The organism is Pseudovibrio axinellae, from assembly GCF_900110875.1.
Classification (GTDB): Bacteria; Pseudomonadota; Alphaproteobacteria; order Rhizobiales; family Stappiaceae; genus Pseudovibrio; species Pseudovibrio axinellae.
Map to the genome: position 1 here is coordinate 146,272 of NZ_FOFM01000002.1, position 20,846 is coordinate 167,117.

22 protein-coding genes and 1 pseudogene are annotated in these 20,846 nt (G+C 50.4%); 12 read left to right on the top strand and 11 right to left on the bottom strand.

All coding sequences use genetic code 11. The features are described from left to right. Positions 1 to 23 precede the first annotated feature (23 nt). Positions 24 to 1,619 (bottom strand): gamma-glutamyltransferase, encoded by a 1,596-nt coding sequence (ggt, locus tag BMZ51_RS05575; protein ID WP_068001275.1) that lies wholly within the window; start codon positions 1,617 to 1,619, stop codon positions 24 to 26. 114 nt (positions 1,620 to 1,733) lie between these two features. On the opposite strand from ggt, the pseudogene BMZ51_RS05580 reads away from it, so the two are divergent. The 3 genes and pseudogenes from BMZ51_RS05580 to BMZ51_RS05590 all read left to right on the top strand — a co-directional run bounded on the left by BMZ51_RS05580 (position 1,734) and on the right by BMZ51_RS05590 (position 3,679). Beyond that, positions 1,734 to 2,165, top strand: a pseudogene (locus BMZ51_RS05580) (GlcG/HbpS family heme-binding protein). A gap of 83 nt (positions 2,166 to 2,248) precedes the next feature. Then, positions 2,249 to 2,863, top strand: a complete 615-nt coding sequence (locus BMZ51_RS05585; protein ID WP_068001278.1) for an HAD family hydrolase — start codon at positions 2,249 to 2,251, stop codon at positions 2,861 to 2,863. 183 nt (positions 2,864 to 3,046) lie between these two features. Then, positions 3,047 to 3,679: a methyltransferase family protein gene (locus tag BMZ51_RS05590; RefSeq protein ID WP_068001281.1), complete on the top strand. Its 633-nt coding sequence runs from the start codon at positions 3,047 to 3,049 to the stop codon at positions 3,677 to 3,679. 54 nt (positions 3,680 to 3,733) lie between these two features. Here the strand turns inward: BMZ51_RS05590 and phaR are convergent, their stop codons facing one another. Further along, positions 3,734 to 4,351: a polyhydroxyalkanoate synthesis repressor PhaR gene (gene phaR, locus BMZ51_RS05595; protein ID WP_068001285.1), complete on the bottom strand. Its 618-nt coding sequence runs from the start codon at positions 4,349 to 4,351 to the stop codon at positions 3,734 to 3,736. A gap of 352 nt (positions 4,352 to 4,703) precedes the next feature. Between phaR and BMZ51_RS05600 the strand changes: the two genes are divergently transcribed. From BMZ51_RS05600 to BMZ51_RS05610, 3 genes are all read left to right on the top strand, one after another. Beyond that, the gene (locus BMZ51_RS05600) at positions 4,704 to 5,888 is read left to right on the top strand and encodes an acetyl-CoA C-acetyltransferase (protein WP_068001288.1); all 1,185 of its coding nucleotides are present in this window, start codon (positions 4,704 to 4,706) and stop codon (positions 5,886 to 5,888) included. A 168-nt stretch (positions 5,889 to 6,056) separates the two neighbouring features. Next, the gene (phbB, locus tag BMZ51_RS05605) at positions 6,057 to 6,785 is read left to right on the top strand and encodes an acetoacetyl-CoA reductase (protein ID WP_068001291.1); all 729 of its coding nucleotides are present in this window, start codon (positions 6,057 to 6,059) and stop codon (positions 6,783 to 6,785) included. Positions 6,786 to 6,965: 180 nt separating this feature from the next. Next, positions 6,966 to 7,598 (top strand): LysE family translocator, encoded by a 633-nt coding sequence (locus BMZ51_RS05610; RefSeq protein ID WP_068001400.1) that lies wholly within the window; start codon positions 6,966 to 6,968, stop codon positions 7,596 to 7,598. Between the two features lie 125 nt (positions 7,599 to 7,723). Here the strand turns inward: BMZ51_RS05610 and rpmF are convergent, their stop codons facing one another. The 3 genes from rpmF to BMZ51_RS05625 all read right to left on the bottom strand — a co-directional run bounded on the left by rpmF (position 7,724) and on the right by BMZ51_RS05625 (position 9,707). Further along, positions 7,724 to 7,909 (bottom strand): 50S ribosomal protein L32, encoded by a 186-nt coding sequence (gene rpmF / locus BMZ51_RS05615; protein WP_068001294.1) that lies wholly within the window; start codon positions 7,907 to 7,909, stop codon positions 7,724 to 7,726. Between the two features lie 140 nt (positions 7,910 to 8,049). Further along, positions 8,050 to 8,766 (bottom strand): monofunctional biosynthetic peptidoglycan transglycosylase, encoded by a 717-nt coding sequence (gene mtgA / locus BMZ51_RS05620; protein ID WP_068001298.1) that lies wholly within the window; start codon positions 8,764 to 8,766, stop codon positions 8,050 to 8,052. Continuing rightward, positions 8,763 to 9,707: a hydrogen peroxide-inducible genes activator gene (locus BMZ51_RS05625; RefSeq protein ID WP_068001301.1), complete on the bottom strand. Its 945-nt coding sequence runs from the start codon at positions 9,705 to 9,707 to the stop codon at positions 8,763 to 8,765. Before BMZ51_RS05625 ends, mtgA begins: the two co-directional genes overlap by 4 nt. Before the next feature lie 246 nt (positions 9,708 to 9,953). On the opposite strand from BMZ51_RS05625, the gene BMZ51_RS05630 reads away from it, so the two are divergent. Both BMZ51_RS05630 and ahpD read left to right on the top strand, forming a co-directional pair. Further along, positions 9,954 to 10,505, top strand: a complete 552-nt coding sequence (locus BMZ51_RS05630; RefSeq protein WP_068001306.1) for a peroxiredoxin — start codon at positions 9,954 to 9,956, stop codon at positions 10,503 to 10,505. Positions 10,506 to 10,622: 117 nt separating this feature from the next. Then, positions 10,623 to 11,165 (top strand): alkylhydroperoxidase, AhpD family, encoded by a 543-nt coding sequence (ahpD, locus tag BMZ51_RS05635; RefSeq protein ID WP_068001311.1) that lies wholly within the window; start codon positions 10,623 to 10,625, stop codon positions 11,163 to 11,165. Between the two features lie 175 nt (positions 11,166 to 11,340). Here ahpD and BMZ51_RS05640 read toward each other — a convergent pair whose 3' ends face one another. Next, on the bottom strand, positions 11,341 to 12,582 hold the full coding sequence (locus tag BMZ51_RS05640) for an SAM-dependent methyltransferase (RefSeq protein ID WP_068001313.1): 1,242 nt from the start codon (positions 12,580 to 12,582) through the stop codon (positions 11,341 to 11,343). Between the two features lie 296 nt (positions 12,583 to 12,878). On the opposite strand from BMZ51_RS05640, the gene BMZ51_RS05645 reads away from it, so the two are divergent. Continuing rightward, the gene (locus BMZ51_RS05645) at positions 12,879 to 13,784 is read left to right on the top strand and encodes a polyprenyl synthetase family protein (RefSeq protein ID WP_068001316.1); all 906 of its coding nucleotides are present in this window, start codon (positions 12,879 to 12,881) and stop codon (positions 13,782 to 13,784) included. 54 nt (positions 13,785 to 13,838) lie between these two features. Here BMZ51_RS05645 and BMZ51_RS05650 read toward each other — a convergent pair whose 3' ends face one another. Together BMZ51_RS05650 and BMZ51_RS05655 are read right to left on the bottom strand one after the other, a co-directional pair. Then, complete coding sequence (locus BMZ51_RS05650; RefSeq protein WP_068001320.1) at positions 13,839 to 14,507, bottom strand: alpha/beta hydrolase; 669 nt, start codon at positions 14,505 to 14,507, stop codon at positions 13,839 to 13,841. A gap of 10 nt (positions 14,508 to 14,517) precedes the next feature. Beyond that, entirely contained in the window at positions 14,518 to 15,159 is a 642-nt protein-coding gene (locus BMZ51_RS05655; protein ID WP_068001402.1) for a DNA-3-methyladenine glycosylase family protein, read from the bottom strand. A gap of 73 nt (positions 15,160 to 15,232) precedes the next feature. Between BMZ51_RS05655 and gluQRS the strand changes: the two genes are divergently transcribed. Further along, complete coding sequence (gene gluQRS, locus BMZ51_RS05660) at positions 15,233 to 16,090, top strand: tRNA glutamyl-Q(34) synthetase GluQRS (RefSeq protein ID WP_068001323.1); 858 nt, start codon at positions 15,233 to 15,235, stop codon at positions 16,088 to 16,090. Positions 16,091 to 16,092: 2 nt separating this feature from the next. Here the strand turns inward: gluQRS and BMZ51_RS05665 are convergent, their stop codons facing one another. Continuing rightward, complete coding sequence (locus BMZ51_RS05665) at positions 16,093 to 16,725, bottom strand: HAD-IA family hydrolase (RefSeq protein WP_068001405.1); 633 nt, start codon at positions 16,723 to 16,725, stop codon at positions 16,093 to 16,095. 35 nt (positions 16,726 to 16,760) lie between these two features. After that, positions 16,761 to 17,723, bottom strand: a complete 963-nt coding sequence (locus BMZ51_RS05670) for an AEC family transporter (protein ID WP_068001326.1) — start codon at positions 17,721 to 17,723, stop codon at positions 16,761 to 16,763. 266 nt (positions 17,724 to 17,989) lie between these two features. Here BMZ51_RS05670 and BMZ51_RS05680 point away from each other — a divergent pair, with 266 nt between their 5' ends. After that, the gene (locus tag BMZ51_RS05680; RefSeq protein WP_068001336.1) at positions 17,990 to 19,111 is read left to right on the top strand and encodes a hybrid sensor histidine kinase/response regulator; all 1,122 of its coding nucleotides are present in this window, start codon (positions 17,990 to 17,992) and stop codon (positions 19,109 to 19,111) included. Positions 19,112 to 19,113: 2 nt separating this feature from the next. Here the strand turns inward: BMZ51_RS05680 and BMZ51_RS05685 are convergent, their stop codons facing one another. Beyond that, positions 19,114 to 19,716: a 2-hydroxychromene-2-carboxylate isomerase gene (locus tag BMZ51_RS05685; RefSeq protein ID WP_068001337.1), complete on the bottom strand. Its 603-nt coding sequence runs from the start codon at positions 19,714 to 19,716 to the stop codon at positions 19,114 to 19,116. Between the two features lie 231 nt (positions 19,717 to 19,947). Between BMZ51_RS05685 and BMZ51_RS05690 the strand changes: the two genes are divergently transcribed. After that, the gene (locus tag BMZ51_RS05690) at positions 19,948 to 20,784 is read left to right on the top strand and encodes a phosphatase PAP2 family protein (RefSeq protein WP_208979321.1); all 837 of its coding nucleotides are present in this window, start codon (positions 19,948 to 19,950) and stop codon (positions 20,782 to 20,784) included. Positions 20,785 to 20,846: the final 62 nt, after the last annotated feature.

The window sequence follows — 20,846 nt, forward strand, 5'->3', positions numbered from 1 at the left end:
CTCAACCCAATTGCAACTACCGCCTAATACCCAAGCGCACAGCCGTCTTTGCGGGGGTCAGAACCGCCAATGAGACTGCTATTTGCGCGGTCGAACAAGATCGCCTGAGATCCACCAATTGGATCGCTTGACCGCACGACCTCATGTCCCAGCGCTTTTAGGCCATCCACTGTGCTTCCAGGAACAGATGTTTCCACCTGCAATGCCAAGGACGTTTCATCCATAAACACACGAGGGCAATCAATCATCTGCTGCACATCCATGCCAAAATCCAGATGGTTAGAGAGCACATGCGCATGCCCACATGGTTGATACCCACCACCCATGACACCAAATGTCATGTACGGTTTATTATCCTGCACTGCCATGGCAGGAATGATTGTATGCATTGGTCGTTTTCCGCCCGCGATCTGATTAGGGTGACCGCGCTCCAGCGTAAAACACGCACCACGGTTTTGTAAAAGAACGCCAGACTTTGGCGTTGCAATTCCAGAACCGAAACCATGATAGATAGAATTGATGAGCGAAACCGCCATTCCGCGATCATCAACCACCGTTAGATAAGTTGTGTCAGACTTAGGAGACAAAATTCTTTCTGGCTGACGAGGTAAAACAGCTTTCGGGTTGATCAACGCAGCAAGGCGATCAATCTGATCGGAGCCGAGCAACTCTTCTGGCGAGAACCGCATATGATCACGATCGGCAAGAAACCGATCCCGACCTGAATACGCAAGCTTTGCAATTTCCACCTCAAGGTGGAAGCGCTCAACTCCGACAGGGTCCATTCCCTTAAAGTCAAACCGCTTCATCAGCTCCAGCATCACCAGCGCAACAATGCCCTGCCCGTTCGGCGGCAGCTCGGCCACAGTAACACCCTGATAGTCTGTCGTAATTGGTGAAAGGTCGATCGCCTCATGCGCAGCTAAATCATCAGCAGAAAGATAACCACCCTTTGCCTGCACAACAGCAGCGATTTCTTCGGCAATAGCTCCTTCATAAAAAGCAGTAGCACCTTCTGCTGCAACAGCTTCCAGCGTCTCAGCTAAGGCAGGGAGGCGCATCACTTCACCTTGCAAAGGAGCGCGTCCATCCTTGAGGTAATACCGGCTTGCACCTGCATCTCGCTTCAGGAAGTCAACACGGCTTTGCCAGTCAAACGCGGTCCGTGGGGTCACCGCAAAACCATCACGCGCGTATCCAATTGCCCGCTTTAAAACATCGGCAAAGGTCATCTTGCCGTGGTCCCGCAGCAGCTTCTCCCACCCGCGAAGTGCACCAGGTACAGTCACAGCATGAATAGAGTCAGGCGTAATATCCTGCAAACCGCCTTCAATCAGCTTTTCTGCTGTCACTGCTTTTGCAGCACGGCCGGATGAATTCATGCCAGACAGCGAACCATCTGGTTGTGCAACGATCGTAAAACAGTCGCCACCAATACCAGTCATATGGGGCTCAACAACACTGTGCACCGCAATTGCAGCAACTGCCGCATCAGCGGCGGTTCCACCCTCTCGCAAAATCTCTAATGCAGCATGTGTTGCCAGTGGGTGGGATGTTGCAGCCATAGCTGACGGCGCAAATATCGGTGAACGACCTGGACGTTGAAAATCTCTAAACACGGAAAACCCCTCTTTTTGCTTGGCGTAGCACTTCGCTCCCCAACCGAAGAATACTCCACATCATCAACCTCTGATAAAATAAGGTGATTCAGCAAAATCTATCAGGAAATACTCATGGCGCAATTTAATCTTGACCACGCCCGAACAATCATCTCAGCAGCATAAACAAAAGCAAAAGAACTCGGCCTGAAACCACTCACCATCGCTGTTTTAGATGCAGGCGGGCACCTCGTTGCACTCGAGCGTCAAGATGGTTCATCGATTCTCCGTCCTCAAATCGCAATGGGCAAAGCCTATGGCGCAGTAGCAGTTGGCGCTGGATCCCGTTGGCTCAACGACAACGCACAAACACGCCCTCACTTCGTGCAAGCACTCAACGGCGTCGCGGGCGGCAGCAATGTACCTGTGCCTGGTGGCGTGCTTGTACGCGATGCGGACAAAACGATCATCGGCGCAGTCGGTATCACCGGCGACACATCAGAAAATGACGAAGCCGCCGCAATTGCAGGCATTGAGTCTGCTGGCTTCAAAGCAGACGCAGGCTGACACGACATGGCCGCAGTTGTTGTCCTATAGTATGTCCATCAACTGCTTCACCTTTGTAAGTTAATTAGTTTCGGGCCAGTTTTATGCAGATCAGCTTTGTCATTTTTGATATGGACAATGTTCTTTACGATTACGATCATCCCAAACGCCTCACCGCTCTTTCCAAAATGACGGGCAGGTCGAAGGAAGACATCGACAGAACTGTCTTTGCTGGCCCGGAAGAAAACACTGCTGAAGAAGGCACACCCAACACAGCAGAAGGATATTTAGCGCAATATCAAAGACTTCTGGAATATCCAATTTCACGTGAAACATGGGTAGACATCCGCCGTGATATGATGACCGAATGGCCAGACATGCTCGCCCATGTGGAGGCAATCAAGCAAAGCCACGAAGTCGCGCTGCTTACAAACAACGGCATGATGCTGCAGGATGCGCTTTACGAAATTGCTCCCGCACTTGAACCCATTTTCGGAGACCGAGGGCACGCATCTGCCGAGTTTGGCACACGCAAACCAGACCCAAATATTTATTTAACTCTCTGTGAGAAGTATGGTTTCAAGCCAGAAGAAAGCCTGTTTGTCGATGACCGGCTCGACAACGTCGAAGGCGCTCGCGAGGCTGGTTTAACAGCTTATCAATTTACAACAGAACCGGCATTTGCCAGCTACATCCGCACTCTTGGTCTGATCGACTAGCCCGCATTCTAAGGAGCGCGCTAACCCACTATTCAGCAGATAAGCATTCTATTGCCCTCAAGCGCGATTTCTCCTCGTAAGCTTTCCAATTAATCAGGCCAGCGTGCTGAGAGGGAGAGAGAACTGTATCTTCGCCTAACCAGGAGTTCTGCTGTACTCGCCGTATTCATTGCGCTTGCAATCATGCCAGCGATTGCCCTTGCCAGCTCATCTTTCGCGTGGCCGCGCGGTTGGATGGTTGTTGCATTGGTTTACTTCGCGCAGGTCGGCGTGGGCCTTTGGCTTGCCCGCATCAACCCCGTCTTGTTTAGAGAACGAACCACGATCCCAACCGCTCCCCTCAAACAAGACCAAAAAGCTACAGGCATATTGTTTGGTTCCGTCTTTATCTACTTTTTCCTAGCGGCACTTGATGCACACATCTGGCAAGTTCTACCTCAAGACGGAGAGATCACACCGATCCTCAGAGGCCTATTTCTATACATGTGTGGCATAGCGCTCATCGTCTGGACCTTCAGCAAGAGTCCTTTCGCCAGACCCACTGCACAAGTCGACTTGGCAAAGGAACAATGCGTCGATACCTGCGGTCCCTACGCTTTGATACGCCATCCAATGTATTTGGGGCTTATGATGTGCATCGCAGGCCTTTCTCTCATATTAGGGTCAAAGCTCTTCGCATTCATAGCCATTCCCCTGGTCTTCCTTGGCTTTTTACCTCTGATGAGAACTGAAGAAACCGAGCTGTGCGAAAGTGTGAAAGGGTACACCAACTACACACAAAGAGTCCGCTGCCGCCTGTTTCCTTGGATTTATTGAAGCAAAAAGCCGGAGACAATGCTCCGGCTTTCAATCAGTATCTGCATAAATGAATTAGCTGTCTTTTTTCGTTGCAGCCAAGGCAGCGATTTGTTTTTGCATTTCTGCAAGCTGCTCTTTCAAATCAGAGATATCTCCGCTACTAGCCTGCTTTTCCGCTGGCTTTTGCGCTGCGTTTGTTTCCTGCGGTTTTGGAGAAGCCGGAGCATCAGACCCATCGCCCCCCTCAAATGGCAGGAACATTTTAATCGCACGATCGAAAATATCTGCGTTTCGTTTCACCTGGTCTTCCAGAACTTCAAAGGCGGACGTTCCAAAGGACTGGTTCATCTGCGAACGAAGTTTCTCCTGTTCTCGAGTAAGAGATGACATGGAGAATTCCAGATAGCTTGGCACGAGGTTTTGCATGCTGTCGCCATAAAACCGGATAAGCTGTCGCAAGAACGCAATAGGAAGCAAGTTCTGCCCCTTGCTTTCCTGCTCAAAGATAATCTGCGTCAAGACTGATCGCGTGATGTCATCACCCGATTTCGCATCAATGACGACAAAGTCCTCTTCATCCTTCACCATCACCGCCAGGTCCTCAAGGGTCACATAGCTGCTGGTTCCGGTATTGTAGAGGCGCCGGTTGGCGTACTTCTTGATAATAGTGGCTTCGCTTGTCTTAGCCATCAGATTTGAGTACCTCAATGCGCGATTACGGCTGATCAGAAACACTATCCCAATTTGCTTCGGCCAGCTCCCCCCTTATCCCACATTTTTTAGATATGGAATTAACTAGTAAGCCGCAGAGTAAGCTAAACCCCACCTTTCGCGCTAGCCGTTTCATTAGTCTACTATGGTCTTAATTGGAATTATCGAATTCAACTGGCTTTCCCCCCTACAAATTGAATAGTCTGCCATTAGGTGTTCTACGAATTTAAAGGACCTCTTATGCTGCAATGCACCAGCACAGCTGTCTGCTCTGTTGATCTGCGTGAAACCAAAGAAGTCCCGCCTCATATATAATATTGGAGAATTGCACATGACCTCGCCTAATGATGTTGTAATTGTAAGCGCGACACGCACCCCGATTGGTTCATTTAACGGCTCCTTTGCCAACACACCGGCCTCTGAGCTGGGCACTGCCGTTATCAAATCAGCTCTCGATTTGGCAAAAGTGGAAACTGCCGACGTCAACGAAGTTATCTTTGGTCACGTGCTTACCGCTGGTCTGGGTCAAAACCCTGCACGTCAAGCCGCGATCAATGCAGGCCTTTCTGATGATTCCACCGCCGTGGTTATCAACCAAGTGTGTGGGTCAGGACTACGCGCTGTTGCAATGGGCATGCAGCAAATCCAGTCCGGAGACGCTGACATCATCGTTGCAGGTGGTCAGGAAAACATGACCCTGTCGCCTCACTGCCAGCAATTGCGCGCTGGTGTGAAGATGGGTGACTATCAGATGACAGACACCATGATGAAAGATGGCCTGATCGACGCGTTCCAGGGCTATCCAATGGGCATAACCGCAGAAAACATCGCGGAAAAATACCAGATTTCCCGCGAAGCACAGGACGCATTCGCGGTTGCCTCTCAAAACAAAGCAGAAGCAGCATTGAAGTCCGGCAAGTTCAAAGACGAGATCACTCCGATCGCCGTGAAAGAACGCAGAGCTGAGCGCATTGTTGAAGATGATGAGTATATCCGCGCTGGAGCAACCATCGAATCCATGCAAAAACTGCGCCCGGCTTTTAAAAAAGAAGGTTCGGTTACAGCTGCAAACGCCTCTGGCATCAATGATGGTGCAGCCGCACTTGTGTTGATGAGCGCTGAGGCTGCAGACAAACGCGGACTGACACCGCTGGCAACCATCAAATCATGGGCGACTGCTGGTGTTGATCCTGCATACATGGGTTTGGGCCCCATTCCTGCCTCCAAGAAAGCTCTAAAGAAAGCGGGTTGGGCCGTTGAAGACCTCGACCTTGTAGAAGCCAACGAGGCATTTGCAGCTCAGGCACTTGCAGTGGGTCAGGAACTTGGGCTCGACTCTGATAAGCTGAACGTCAACGGCGGCGCAATTGCCCTGGGCCACCCAATCGGCGCTTCTGGTGCTCGCGTACTTGTAACACTTCTGCATGAAATGAAGCGCGAAGATAAGAAAAAAGGTCTAGCAACGCTTTGCATTGGTGGCGGCATGGGTATCGCGCTGTGTGTTGAGAGAAAATAACCTCAACATTGGTACTAGTGCCACGTATTTGGAATAATTAAGCTTTATGGTCCCTGCGTAAGGTTTAAGTCAATTCCCTAACTAATGACGGAGTTGTCTTTGCTCCGTCATTATTATTACCTGTAAACGTGGTTTCCAATATTTTATTCCTAAGGCGGGGATTTATCGATGAGCAGGGTAGCAATTGTAACTGGTGGAACGCGCGGCATCGGCGCGGCAATTTCCAAAGGTCTTAAGGATGCGGGATACACAGTTGCGGCAACGTATGCAGGCAACACGCAGGCGGCTGATAAATTCAGCGCAGAAACCGGCATCAAGGTTTACAAGTGGGACGTGTCCGACCCAAAAGCTTGTGAAGCTGGCATAGCACAAGTAGCTGACGACCTCGGAGACATCGAGGTACTCGTCAACAATGCAGGCATCACGCGCGATGGCTGGTTCCACAAGATGGACTATGACCAATGGTCAGCAGTGATGAAAACCAACTTGGATTCCATGTTCACCATGAGCCGTCCAGTGCTGGATGGCATGCGCGCACGCGGTGCAGGTCGGATCATCAACATTTCTTCCATCAACGGACAGAAAGGCCAGATCGGCCAAACCAATTATTCCGCAGCAAAAGCAGGTGTTATTGGTTTCACAAAAGCCTTAGCGCAGGAAACAGCGCGCAAGGGCATCACCGTAAATTGCATTTGCCCAGGTTACATTGATACAGACATGGTCTCCGCAGTGCCAGAAAAGGTGCTGGAGGGCATTATCGGCCAGATCCCGGTCGGACGTCTTGGCAAAGCAGAAGAGATCGCAGGCATGGTCTGCTACCTCGCTTCAACTGCCGCGGCCTTCGTAACTGGCTCTGTCATGACCATCAACGGCGCACAGTATGTCGCCAACGGTTAAGCCGGAGGCAATAAGCCACCTGCTCAACCGCCCATAAGAAATAGAAAAACAAAAAATGAAGCCGCCTCATCCGGGGCGGTTTTCTTTTTTTTGATCACTTTTTTGTGCGCCCTCAATTGCTACATACACGCAATCTCTATATACACGTTCGTTTGCAAATCGAACATGAGTGGTATCGACGTGCCTGACTATTCAACCCTACTTATATTTGCAGTTGCCTCCCTCGCCCTCACTGCCACTCCCGGTCCAGATATGTTGCTGATTGCCTCGCGCAGTGCGGCTCAAGGCCGGCGGGCAGGACTTGCAACCTTCGCTGGCATTGCAATGGGAACTTATGCCCACGCGCTTGCAGCAGCCTTAGGTTTATCTCAGCTCTTTCTGGCCGTACCAATTGCCTATGATGTTGTTCGCTTTGTCGGTGCAGGTTATCTGGCATTCCTCGCTTGGAAGGCATTTACGTCTCCTCCACAGGGCGACACCCTACCGTCAAAAATTCGCAAACATTCATCATCACAGATGTTTCGGCAAGGCTTCCTGACAAACCTACTCAACCCTAAAATGGTAGTATTCGTGCTTGCACTGTTTCCTCAGTTTGTAAAACCAGAGGCTGGTAACGTAGGAATACAAATCCTAGCTCTTGCAACAGTTTTGAACGCCGTCGGGCTTATCATCAACGGGACGGTCATTATGGCTGCCAGCCGTCTCATGAAGTCATTCAGCGGCAGTGGCAAACTAAAGCACTTAGCCAATTATGTGCTCGGCACTGTATTTGCTGGGCTTGCCGCACGACTGGCGTTTGAGAGCCAACGATAGCGCAATACAAAAGGCCACCCCGCATAGTGAAGTGGCCTTTTGTTATTCAATTCGAATCGATAAACAAAAAAAAGACCGCCCAAAGGACGGTCTTTTTTAATCAACTCGCGCTGATATCTTCAGTCTTAGACGTCGTCTTTAGCCTGAAGAATCTGACGACCCCGGTACATACCAGACTTCAGGTCAACATGGTGCGGGCGACGAAGTTCGCCGGAATCCTTGTCTTCCACGTAAGTCGGTTGTGCCAGAGCGTCAGCAGAACGGCGAAAGCCGCGTTTCATACGCGATACTTTTTTCTTAGGAACAGCCATTGTAGCTCTCTCTCTCGTCACAAACGCACGCGCCACTCAAGCGCGGCGTTAACGTGCGAAATACACAATCTGTCAGATTGGCGGGGGTTATACAGGCAAAGCAAAGCATTTGCCAGCCTTTTTACGAAAATAATTTCGCACTACCTCTCCGTCGCCGAAATACAGCTAAGTACATCGCCGGCCACCTGAGCTCGGCTACGGTTTATACTGGCTAGCCTTCGATGTCCAGAGCTAGGTTTCGCAGGATTTCTCGCAACGGGATTAGGAAGCGCTGTTGCCAACAAAGCGGCCTGCGACAGCGATAGTTTTGCAGCACTTTTCCCAAAGAAAGTTTGCGAGGCAGCTTCCACACCAAAGATACCAGGACCCCACTCTGCCACGTTCAAATAAATCTCCAGAATCCGCCGTTTCGACAAGATCGCATCAAGCATAAATGCCAGCGGAACTTCCAGTGCCTTGCGCACATAATCGCGTCCATTCCAGAGGAACAGGTTCTTGGCAAGCTGCATTGTAATTGTGCTTGCCCCGCGAGGCCGTTTGCCTGCCATCAGTTTTTCAACCTGACCTTGAACAGCAGACCAATCAACGCCGAAGTTTTGACAAAACTTAGCATCCTCCGAAACAACGACAGAGCGTTGTAAATTAACGGTAATTTGCTCTAGTGGCACCCATTCACGCCAAACAGGTTGGCCAGTTACACTGCGATAAAGCATCAAACTGGAATAAGGAGGAACCACTGAATACAGCAATGTCAGCACCACTGGCAGAGCCACAATCACCCCCAGAGCACCTAACAGCCAACGCCTAATCCTGCGTTTCAATGGCTCTGGTTTCTCCTTTAAGCGCGCTTTCTTCAAGCACCATTCTCCAATAAATGTTGAGGAACAGAGGTTTCTCTTTGCGCATCAACCATAAAGTTTTCCAGCGCATTGCAAAGCAGTTTTGCGTTCCCTTCAAAAGAAGATTTCCGTCTCCACACCAAGCCAATTTCTCGGCGCGCTTTCTTATCGGCAATCCGAATGAGCTTCAAGGAGGTCCCGCGATCAATTGCAGCATCGACCGCAATGCTCGGCACCAACGTTACACCAATCCCGTTATCCACCATTTGCACAAGTGTTGATAAAGATGTGGCTTGTGCATCTTCATTTGTCGCCAGCATACGACCTCCCGTTGCGGCAAGCACATGATTTCTCAAACAATGCCCGTCCTCCAGCAATAACAGCACCTCATCTGCAAGGTCTTCCATCTTGACCTGTGTGGCCTCACACAGCCGATGCCCGTTCGGCACTGCAAGGTAGAATGCATCACTGGCGATTTCGGCCACTTCAAATCCAGATGTGTCATAGGGCAACGCCACCAACGCAGCATCAATCCGCCCTTCCCGCAATGCTGTCATCAAATTGCGAGAGACGTCTTCCCTAAGAAACAACTGTAAACCTGGATATAGCTGACGAAGGTGTGGCAAGAACCGAGGCAACAAAAACGGTGCGATGGAGGGAATCACCCCAAGGCGAAACCGACCACACAGCGGCTTACTTTGAGCACGAGCACCTTGCACAAGGTCCTCTGCATCTCGTAGCAGCAAAGAAGCTTTTTCCAGGACCCGTTCGCCGGTTTCTGTCAAAACCAGCGCGCGACCGGATCTGTCGAGCAATTCACACCCCAGCACCCCTTCCAGCTGCTTGATGGAAGCTGACAGCGTTGACTGCGTGATGAAACAAGCCGCTGCAGCCTTGGAAAAGGACAGGTGTTTAGCGAGGCTCTTAAAGTACTGAAGTTGTTTTAATGTGGGTAACATTGTGTGACCAGATGACACAGATCAAAGTCTGTAGATTAGAATTTCTCTAAGTTTGGCTGAAATCGGCCATTCCTCAGATAACATAGCATATCGTTCGATTTTATCGATAGACATCTTCGTTTTTATCGTTTTGACCGATATTGTTAATAGATGCATAAAGCCCCCAACGAAGACGCGAATTTTCAAATCTTCATTAGAACCACTAATCGGCGCTCATGAGGCGCCACGGATATTTAGGAGAGTTACATGCTCGGTATCGGCGAAAAACTTCCAGAATTTGAAGTTGTTGGCGTAAAGCCAGGCTTCAACAACCATGAAGAAAACGGCGAAAGCGCGTTTGAAGCAATCACCGAAAAAAGCTTCGATGGTAAGTGGAAAGTAATCTTCTTCTACCCAAAAGACTTTACCTTCGTATGCCCAACCGAAATCGCTGAATTCGCTCGTCTCGCTGGTGAATTTGAAGACCGCGACGCAATTGTCCTCGGTGGTTCTTCCGACAACGAATTCTGTAAGCTCGCATGGCGCCGTGATCACCCAGATCTCGACAAGCTGCCAATCTGGTCATTTGCTGACACCAACGGCTCTCTCATCGATGGCCTCGGCGTTCGCTCCCCAGACGGCGTTGCTTACCGTTACACCTTCATCGTCGACAACGAGAACACCATCCAGCACGTTTACGCAACCAACCTGAATGTTGGCCGTAACCCGAAGGATACACTGCGCGTTCTCGACGCTCTGCAGACCGACGAACTCTGCCCATGTAACCGTGAAGTTGGCGGCGAGATCATCGCAGCTTAATTCCGGATCTTCCAAGGCCGGAGCTTTTAATGCGAAACATCGCAAAGCTCCGGCCTTTTTGTTCACTAAATTACACTTTGCACAAAACACAGCGCTAAATTCATCAGGAGAAACAACATGTCCATCGATACTTTGAAGTCGCGCCTCGGCGATTTTGCTAAGGATATTCGTTTGAACCTAAGTTCAATGGCAACTGATGAATCTCTAAGCACGCAGCAGAAGTACGGCTTGATTGTTGCCTGCGCGATCACCACACGCAACGACACTGTAAAGAAGGCTTTGATCGCCGAAGCAGCTCCGCATCTGTCCGCAGAAGCAATGAGCGCTGCCAAAGCTGCTGCATCCATCATGGGCATGAACAACGTTTACTACCGCTTTGTTCACCTCTCATCGAACGAGCAGTACTCAACCATGCCTGCCAAATTGCGCATGAATGTCATTGGCAAGCCGGGTGTGGATAAAGTTGACTTCGAATTGTGGTCACTTGCCGTATCCGCAATCAATGGCTGTGGCATGTGCATAGATAGCCATGAAGCTATTTTGCGCAGAGCTGGCGTCACGGCCGAGATGGTACAAACCGCTGTACGCTTCGCGTCTATCATCCAGTCCTCTGCAATTGCTCTTGAAGCGTCAGAGCTGGAACTGGAAGCGGCTGAATAGCCACTCAACGTTTTCGTAGGTGTAGGCTAATGGCGTATCCACAGGACGCGCCCTTTTTTTGTGCCACTCTTGCCGCACGCAAAGCCTTTGAGCTGACAGTCACGAGTCTGTTCAGACGATATCACGCCCAAGCTGAGGCCGTTTCGCGCCTCAACTGCTTTTACCCGATGTCTGCCTAAGCCGATTTTCGCCGCTCATCGCGTTGCTCAATCATCGCCTCTTCATTTTCCGCAATGAAATCACGAACGATCGGCACAGCATCCCGTTTTTTCGAAAGCATGAGCTGGAACACCATCAGTCGTCCGTGAAGGAAAATCATCTCACAGCCAGACAGATAAAACTCCCACATTTTGCAGAAGCGCTCATCGTACAGCTCTTTGATTTTATCGCGGTTCGCCTCGAACTTCTTCCGCCAGTCCCGAAGCGTGTAGTAGTAGTGTAAGCGCAGAATTTCGTTATCACACACCCACAGCCCTGTTTTCTCAAGATCAATGAAGGTCTCTGAAAGGGACGGACAGTACCCTCCTGGGAAAATATACTTGCTAATAAACGGGCCTGTCACACTTGGTGGATTACAGCGTCCGATGGAGTGTATCACCGCGTAACCATCTTCCTTCAGGCAATCTCGTACTTTTGTAAAATAGGCTTCCAAGTTGCCTATTCCAACATGCTCCATCATACCGACGGAAACAACACGGTCGAACTCTCCATTAAACTCGTTATAGTCCAGGCAAACAAAGTCAACTTTGTCTTCAAGACCCGCCGCTTTTACCCGTTCCTCCGCAATCTTGATCTGCTCGGTAGAAACGTTAAGTGATGTCACCTGCGCACCAGCTTGAGCCATACGAATAGCCAAAGACCCCCAGCCGCCGCCAATTTCCAGCACGGACATGCCTGGCGAAAGATCCAGCTTCGCAACAATATGGTCCAGCTTAGCCTGTTGAGCTTCTTCAAGTGTGTCATCAGGATCACGATAATACGCGCAGCTGTAATTCAACCCTTCATCCAAAAAGAGCCGGTACAGGTCCGTTGACAGGTCATAGTGGTGTCGCACCTTCGCCTTGTTCTTTTTCAGATTCAGACCAAGGCGTCGCCGCGAGTGCCCCTCTCTCATGAACGTAAGTAAGCGGTGAATTGGATGGTCCGTGATCAAACCGTTATTCATCATAACTATGGCTGTCAGATCATTCAATTTGTAACCTGGCTCGAGGGTAATCAAACCGTCCATATAAGCTTCTGCGGTCTTAAGCTCAGGATCAATCAAGAGCGTATATGGCAGCAGCTTACTGTGAAAACGTATTGCCACCGTTGGGCCGCTTCCTTCACTGCCAAAAACATATTTTCGGCCTTTGGCATCGAAAATTATGAGTTGACCTTTCTGGAAGAACCTTTCCAGAACCTTGGAGAGTACACGCATATTTATTCCCCTATCATCTCTTATAGCTGACTTACTAGGGCGCCTTGTCGCGAGGTTCTTAATACCTACCTCAACGTAACTTTTAGTTTAACCTAATAAAAAAAAGCTACACAAGGCAACTCCGCAGGAAATCTCACCATAATATTTAATGAGCGGAAATCCGAGGTATCCTAACAGTAATATAGCATTTCACTTGACCTTTAGCAGTTTTCAGGACAAACGATCAGACTATCATTTGTTGCGTTGGTAAACGCTTTCAACCCCGCCGTACTTACTTGCTGTTAGGATAAGGTCCTGTGTCTGTTGCATTAAAAGCGGTCATCACCGACACCGCTCAGTCTCTTGAAGAAAAGCTCACATCTTTACTTGGAGAGACGCTGCTTTCTCAGGAAGTCGCACGTCCTAAGCGCCTACAAGAAGCAATGAACTATGCCGCATTATCTGGCGGCAAACGACTGCGTCCAATCCTGATGGTGGAGGCTGCGCGGCTGCTCGGGCATACACAAGAAGGAACCCTCATCGCTGCATCAGCGCTGGAGTGTATTCATTGTTACTCTCTTGCCCATGATGATCTTCCTGCAATGGATGATGATGATGTCCGCCGTGGTCGCCCAACAACCCACAAGGCCTTTGACGAAGCCACTGCCATTCTTGCGGGCGATGCTCTCCTAACAATTGCATTTGATTTCATCGCTGATGAAAGAGTGCACCCAGACCCGGCAATCCGCCTGCGTCTGTCTCAGGAGATGGCCCGTGCTTCCGGCATCGGCGGCATGGCCGGAGGTCAAATGCTCGATCTGGCTTCAGAACACCGAGACAGAACAGAAGCCGAAATCCGTCAACTCCAAGCCATGAAGACCGGCGCACTCATCCGCTTCGCATGTCGAGCAGGAGCAATCCTCGCCAGTGCTTCTGAAGATGATATCGCGCGACTCACCCGCTTTGGAGAAATTATCGGCCTGGCTTTCCAGTTAGCAGATGACTTGCTCGATTTAACCGGTGATGCGCAAGTTGTTGGCAAGGCCACAGGCAAAGACGCAGAAGCTGGGAAGGCAACTCTGGTTGGCTTGTTGGGTGAGGAGAACGCACGTCAGGAACTTGATCGCTTAATCCACGAGGCCGACGAGCTCTTGGAGCCATATGGCGACAAAGCCCAAACCCTTAAAACGCTGTCGCGCTACATCGCAGACCGCGAGAGCTGAACCAGTCAGGCCAGTTGGAATTTATGACACGTCTGGCCCAGCCGTTAGCTTTGCTTAAGAGGCGGCAGTGTCCATTCCAAATCGCCAGCGGAGGAATCTCAGCGCGAATGCTTCAGCTTTCGCGTCAATCGAATGCTCCAGTCCTTCAATCATGTGTGCCTCCACGTCGAAACCGGCTGATCGCAATACGCTTTCAGCCACATCCATAGACGTCGGATTAACAACATCATCATCGCTGCCTTGCAAAAGCATCACACGTGGGCGAACCACCATTTGTTCGATGAGGTGAGACGGCCCGGCCAAAATACCAGAAAAGCTCAGCAGACCGGCAGGTTCAACAAACCGCCTCGACCCAACATGCAATGCCACCATTGCACCTTGAGAGAAGCCACCAAGCACCATATCACGGTTGTTGAGGCCATAATGCTCCAACTCCGCATCCAACACTCGGTTGATCAGAGGAGCTGCAGCTTGAACACCATGCCAGATCTCTCGTGCATCAAAATCCATAGCCGCAAACCATTGTCTGCCCTCCACCCAATGTGCACAAGGTTCAGGGCCATTCACACACACAACAGCAGTGCCCGGCAAACCATCACGCAAAGCACGGCCAGTCGGCTCCATGTCGCCCGCATCACCGCCGTACCCATGAAGCAGAACCAGTAACTTTCGCACTGGCGCATGGCTTGGCTCTAATCGGATGCTCTCAAGCTCATGAGGCATATAAAACTCCTCAAACTGGCAGTGTCTCTCTGCCTTCTTTCATCACACGGTAATACGCCCAAAACAATCGCGCGGCGGTTCCGCGATGTGGCGACCAAACTTTAGCGATACTCTCCAAAACCTTTCCTTTGGGTCGCTCCTCCAACCCAAAAGCATGTTGAACCGCAGCTTGCAACGCCACATCTCCAACCGGGAAAACGTCTGGATGCCCAGCGCAAAACAACAAAAAAATATCCGCAGACCATGGGCCAATACCTTTGATCTCGCAGAGGCGTTTGTGTGCCACATCCCCCGGCCAAGTCACTGCTTCATCAAGTACCAACCCACCCTTTAACTCATCTGCGATAGCCTTGAGCGTGCGCAGTTTGGGCTTGGAGAGCCCGGCCCCAAGCAATTCTTCATCACTTATGGAAAGCAACACGTCCGGCTCAAACGGCACCACAAGCGCTTCCAGCCGCGCCCAGATGCTTGCAGCAGCGGCAACGGAAAGCAGCTGCGCCACAACGATATTACAAAGCCCAGCGAAATCCGCAGATCGCCTGCGTAATGGAACCTCACCGGCAACTTCACTCACATGAACAAGCCGCTCATCCAACATCAAAAGGGCAGAAAGTTCCCGCTCAATATCCTCAAGCGTATCGATGGGTCTCAACGCCCCCTCCTCAAGCTGGCAAAGATGCTCTAATAACGTATCTGTCATTATTCCAAGTAGAACCATTTCGCAAATGAGCTTGCCTGTCTATCGCTTTGCCCCCTCTCCAAATGGCCACCTACATCTGGGCCATGCCTACTCGGCCATTCTCAATTACGAGGCCGCGCAAAAATACAGCGGCAGGTTTTTGCTGCGTATAGAGGATATCGACACAGCACGCTGCACACCCAAGTTGCAGGCAAACATGCTGGAAGACCTGCAATGGCTAGGCATAAAATGGGAAACACCAGTTCGCAGGCAGTCCGGCCATTTTGAGGAATATGCAAAAGCACTGCAAAAGCTGGATACGATGGGCCTCGTCTACAAGGCGTACCTTACCCGCGCCCAGATCAAACGCTTTGTGGCTGAGCAGGATAAGCGAGGCACCCCTTGGGCCAGAGATCCAGACGGAGCGCCGCTCTACCCGGGAGATCACAACATGCTCTCACAACAAGAACAGGCAGACCTTTACAAGATAGAAGCACCTTACGCCCTGCGCCTCAATATGGCCAAGGCGATTGAAATGGTCGGTATACCTTTATTCTGGCAAGAAGCGCATGGCGGAAAAATAGAGGCCGCCCCAGCCGCCTGGGGAGATGTGGTACTCGCCCGTAAAGATACACCAACAAGCTATCATCTTTCTGTGGTCTTAGATGACGCTCTGCAAGGCGTCACTCATGTACTGCGCGGAAGGGACCTTTACGACGCCACCAGTGTCCACCGCCTGCTGCAAACCCTGCTCAACCTACCTGAGCCTTGTTACGAACATCACGATCTGATCTTAGGCGACGACGGCCGCAAACTCTCCAAATCGGCCAAAGACACCTCCCTGCGTGAACTGCGAGCAAACGGCATGACACCTTCCCAGATCAAAAAGCGACTGCATCTTTAGCGCTAGGACTGGGGCACAATGACAGATAGGAGCCCAGTTAGTTGCTTGTAAGATGAAAATGTATCTGCATTTACTTTATGGTCCGGCCCATCGCAAAATCTGAGCACCTTCATCCCTGCAGATTTTGCAGCTCTAACGCCAACATCACTATCTTCGACAACAATGCATCGCTCAGGTGCAAATTGTAGCGCTTTGGCAGCATATAAAAACAACCCCGGCTCAGGTTTCCAGCTACCGACTTCATAAGAACTAAATATTCTTGAGCCAAAGAACTGGCTCAGGTTTGTTTTTTCAAGCGCTGCTTCAATCTTCGCCCGCGGCCCACTTGAAGCAACGCACATCCTCATAGGGATATCAGAAAGAGCCTCGTGCACGCCGGGAAAGGCTTCAAGCTCTGCGTTAAACAACAACTCCACTTGTGCCCGATACGTCTTTTCGAAACCTTCTGGCAGACTGCGCCCAAGAATACACTCTAGATCTTCCAAAATCGCAGAAAGCTTGCGCCCTCTAAAGCGTCTCATTAGCTCATAAAGTGGTACGTTTATCTCTGGCAAAAGATCTAGAAAAGCCTGCGAGCATAAGGGCTCACTGTCAACCAATGTGCCATCTAGATCGAATATAAGACAAGTTTCCATCTCTAAATCTTTGCTACTCAAATTGATCTGGCCTTTCAGTATCCCAGCAAATTCAACACCCACAGCCAGAAGCTCAGCGTGATTATTGATAGGATTGTCGTCAAACTAATGGAGTTTGCACTCATGGCATGCCCTGTGCCAAATTTGCTGGCATATAGGTAAGCCACAACACCAGTGGGGCACGCCGCCGCCAAAGTTGCAACAGCCACCCAAAGCGGCTCCAATTGAAACACATAGGCACCAAGCACAAGAACCAGTGCTGGCATAACCACGATCTTCAGCATACTCAGCACACTGCCAATCGCGATGTTCCCTCGAATACCATAATTCAGCAGGGTCATGCCGACAGAAAACAACGCAACAGGGCTCGCCGCTTTCGCTAAGGGAGACAACACCCCGTCCAACAGTGTTGGTAATTCAAGCCCCGAGAAATTCCAGCTCAGTCCCAGAATGATAGCCAGAATCAACGGGCTCTTGAGCAGCGTGTTAAGCAGCCCATACACCACCTCTTTAAACGGCTTTGCTTCTTGATAACCATCCACCACCACGGCCCGTTCCATGACAAGCACAAACACCAGTGTCACCGTTGGTGTGTGAACCGAGATAATCAGGGAGATCGGAATGAGTGCATCCTGCCCGAGGGCTGATGTAATGACAGGAATGCCAACCAATGCGATATTGGAAAAGGCCGCAGAAAAACCACCGATGCATGCAGCTCTTGCTTCCCGGCCAAACAGCTTGCGAACCGTGTACCCACCCAGCAGCGCACTGGTCGCCAGCGCAGTGTAGTAAGTGCCCCAAAGCGCCCATGGATTGAGCCCGGCAAGATTAGATGTCGCCAGTGTTCGGAAAATAAGCGCCGGGATAAGTACCGAGATGCAAAAAGTGCTGAGGTTATCGCCAACTTGTTTGCCCAGAACGCCGATATACCCGAATCCGTAACCAACACCCACAGTTGCAAAAATGGGAAACAATACATGTAGCGTACTAAAAAGCATTCCGCGCCCGTTCTCTTTTACTATTAAAGTGTATTCTTGGAAAAGAACCGCCGGTTTCCGGGCAGGAATACACGATAGAAGACAACCAAAAGCAGCTCATGAAACACAAAACAAACAAGCTGCTTTAAAGCCAATACCCCAAAGCATAAGCAAACACACGTGCGATCTGCATCAATAAATTCTCGGTGGATGCTTGGCAGAATGAGGCGAACTTTTTCTGCCAGTGTTTTAAGCTCTTCTGTGAGCATTGATCAAGGAGCTATCCCATGCCTGCGTCACATCAAGACCCAAAGCAGGATACGGCAAGGCTGGTGCACGACCTGAAAACACCATTGTCCGCCATGAAGACAGTCTCTGATCTGATCGCACAAGAGCCCCTCAGTAATCAGCAGCAGCACTATCTGGAAACGCTGCAAAAAGCCCTCAGCTCCTTAAATGAACTGACAAACCAGCTCCTTTCCTCTCATTCTCACACCCAAACCCACCACGGGACTGCAAGCCGAGCTGAAACCGCGCCAAAGTCCATTTTAGAGCAGTTGGTTTATATCGTGGACCTGTTCTCGCCAGAAGCCCAAAGTTCTGGCCACACCCTCACCAAACGCTGGTCACGCGATGCAATGTCGGCATACACAACGCACTCTGATGAGCTACAACGCATTCTTGCCGTTTTGGTCGACAATGCCATTTTGTACAGCAATCCAGGAACAATCATCCTTAGCGCTCATATCAAGTTCTCTAATCACACACCTAATATTGTCGTAACGCTAAAAGACGCTGGCCCAGGCTTAAAGCCTGAACAGGCATCCCGTATGGATGCAGCACCCACGCTACAAAGGAAAGCCGATGGCCATGGCATTGGTTTGTGGAGCGCTCGTCACTTAGCATGCGAAATTGGCGGGGATCTGCGCCTCATAACCAACAGTAAGCGCGAAACCTGTTTTGAGCTGATCCTGCCTCTTCAAGAAATTCAGCGCGAGAAACAACCCGCAGCAGAGGCGACAGTAGCCACTCGCTCAGAGCTATCAGGCTCAGTGCTTCTTGTTGATGATAATACCGCAAACAGAGAGGTGCTCGCCGCAATTTTCTCATCATTCGGCCTACTGGTGCGTACAGCAAACAGCGGCAAACAGGCTTTAGAATTACAGCAGAAAACACCCGCTGACGTGATCTTTTTGGATCTGAACATGCCAGAGATGGACGGCTCACAAACTCTTAGACAGATGATTGCAAGCGGTCTTACCAAACCAAAAGCCTGCTTTGCCATCACCGCAAGCGTTGCCCAACAAGAGCGACCAAGACTTTTTCAGGAAGGCTTCACGCAAATTCTGGAAAAGCCAATCAATCCCTCAGCTCTTTACAGCCTTCTTGAAAGCACGCTCCATTCCTAGACCTAACCGATGCGAACAAAAGAAGCGTCCAGCGCTTCATCAAGCCGGTCATTGCCCCAGAATAACTCGCCTTTTTCGGTGATGAAGGTCGGGGCGCCAAACACCCCCAAAGACTCTGCCTCCGCAACAGCCGCCCGAACGCCGATTTTAACTTCAGTCGTTTCTGCTGTCCGTAAGGTTTTTTCGGCATCCAAATCCAACTCGCGCAGCAATGCAACCATCAGCTCGGGTTTGGAGATATCCTCGTCCAGCGCAAAGGCCATATGAAACACCGCCCGTGAAAATGCACCGATCCACTGCTCCTTGCGCCCTGCATAGGCAATACGTGACGCCAGCAAACTATTGGCAGGAAAGATACGCGGCTTCGTCCAGGGCAACCCGAGGTTTGCTGCCGAACGTGCAACGTCCCGCCACATATAAGCGCATTTGCGCTGGTTCTCTAGGAACGGAGAACTTTCATAGCCTTGACGCCTAAAGATCGGCCCAAGTAAGAAAGGGCGCCATTCAATCGTAACCCTTCTGTCCTTCGCAACTTGCTCAATACGCGCTGCGCTCAGGTAGGAATATGGGCTGGCAAATTCATAATAAAACGCAAGCCGAGGCATTAATTCTCTTTCTGCTTAAAGATGCCGATAAACCGCAGAGTATATGGTTAGACCTGCGCGAACCGGTATGGAAACCAATTATCTCTCTCGCATACCCGTATGTGAGTGCTTGGCAATACAAAGGTAATCTTGCTGAGCAGCAATGGAATTTCAAGCCAGCACATTGGCGCAACGCCCAAAAACAAGTATACCGCCTTGTAACCCAAAAAAGAGAGCTCAGGAATTCCCGTGGTGCAAAACGGCACAAAGTCTCCAATACTCAAGAAAATCACCAGTTTCTGCTGCGAGCGCCCAATCACAGCGGTCTCTGCATATATCCTTATTGTCTCGGCGATCTTTCTGATTTTCCCGGCGCTCGATATCTGGGTTTCCAGCTTCTTTTATAATGGCGAAGGAAGCTTCCCGGTTTCCAAAGACCCGTTTTGGCGCAGCGTTCGCTATTTTGGTATTTATATCTTCCAGTGGGTCGCTGGCCTTGCGGTGCTGGTGCTGCTCATCAAGCTCGCGCTGCCAAAACTCAAAGCCCTGATGGATCTCAGGCACCCTATCTTCGTGCTTTCCACCCTCATTCTGGGTCCGGGGATTATCGTCAACCTGCTCTTCAAAAATCAGTGGGGCCGCCCACGACCGCGCCAAACAGATATTTTCGGTGGGGATCTGCCATTTATCGGCGTATGGCAACCAACTAACACCTGTGATAGTAACTGCTCATTTGTGTCTGGAGAAGGTTCAGCATCCATCTGGCTGCTCACTTTGGTTTTCATTGCGCCAAAACCACTTCGCGCTCCGCTTGCCGCTGCCATTGGAACACTGGTGCTTGTACTTTCTGCAAACCGCGTGGCGTTTGGTGGGCACTATTTCTCAGACACATTGCTCTCTTGGGGCATCACCATGCTGGTGATCCTTGCAGTCTACCAGTATCTGTACCAGCGCACGCCCACATGGGCACAACCAGACAATCTGGAAACCTCTTTCACCAAGGCTGGCAACTGGCTTTCTACCAAAATCAGCACAACTACATGCTGGTGCGCCAAAGGCGTTAAAAGCTTCGTGCGCAAGTTCAAATAACACTTGCCTTCACAAAACAAAAAAGCTCCGCAGATCAATGCGGAGCTTCAATGAATCAGCGT

Bases quoted from the DNA above. Each gene is read 5' to 3' on its own strand.
- BMZ51_RS05585 (WP_068001278.1), top strand. From the start codon at position 2,249: ATGCAGATCAGCTTTGTCATTTTTGATATGGACAATGTTCTTTACGAT.
- BMZ51_RS05590 (WP_068001281.1), top strand. From the start codon at position 3,047: ATGCCAGCGATTGCCCTTGCCAGCTCATCTTTCGCGTGGCCGCGCGGT.
- phaR (WP_068001285.1), bottom strand. From the start codon at position 4,351: ATGGCTAAGACAAGCGAAGCCACTATTATCAAGAAGTACGCCAACCGG.
- BMZ51_RS05600 (WP_068001288.1), top strand. From the start codon at position 4,704: ATGACCTCGCCTAATGATGTTGTAATTGTAAGCGCGACACGCACCCCG.
- phbB (WP_068001291.1), top strand. From the start codon at position 6,057: ATGAGCAGGGTAGCAATTGTAACTGGTGGAACGCGCGGCATCGGCGCG.
- rpmF (WP_068001294.1), bottom strand. From the start codon at position 7,909: ATGGCTGTTCCTAAGAAAAAAGTATCGCGTATGAAACGCGGCTTTCGC.
- BMZ51_RS05625 (WP_068001301.1), bottom strand. From the start codon at position 9,707: ATGTTACCCACATTAAAACAACTTCAGTACTTTAAGAGCCTCGCTAAA.
- BMZ51_RS05630 (WP_068001306.1), top strand. From the start codon at position 9,954: ATGCTCGGTATCGGCGAAAAACTTCCAGAATTTGAAGTTGTTGGCGTA.
- ahpD (WP_068001311.1), top strand. From the start codon at position 10,623: ATGTCCATCGATACTTTGAAGTCGCGCCTCGGCGATTTTGCTAAGGAT.
- BMZ51_RS05640 (WP_068001313.1), bottom strand. From the start codon at position 12,582: ATGCGTGTACTCTCCAAGGTTCTGGAAAGGTTCTTCCAGAAAGGTCAA.
- BMZ51_RS05650 (WP_068001320.1), bottom strand. From the start codon at position 14,507: ATGCCTCATGAGCTTGAGAGCATCCGATTAGAGCCAAGCCATGCGCCA.
- gluQRS (WP_068001323.1), top strand. From the start codon at position 15,233: ATGAGCTTGCCTGTCTATCGCTTTGCCCCCTCTCCAAATGGCCACCTA.
- BMZ51_RS05665 (WP_068001405.1), bottom strand. From the start codon at position 16,725: ATGGAAACTTGTCTTATATTCGATCTAGATGGCACATTGGTTGACAGT.
- BMZ51_RS05670 (WP_068001326.1), bottom strand. From the start codon at position 17,723: ATGCTTTTTAGTACGCTACATGTATTGTTTCCCATTTTTGCAACTGTG.
- BMZ51_RS05680 (WP_068001336.1), top strand. From the start codon at position 17,990: ATGCCTGCGTCACATCAAGACCCAAAGCAGGATACGGCAAGGCTGGTG.
- BMZ51_RS05685 (WP_068001337.1), bottom strand. From the start codon at position 19,716: ATGCCTCGGCTTGCGTTTTATTATGAATTTGCCAGCCCATATTCCTAC.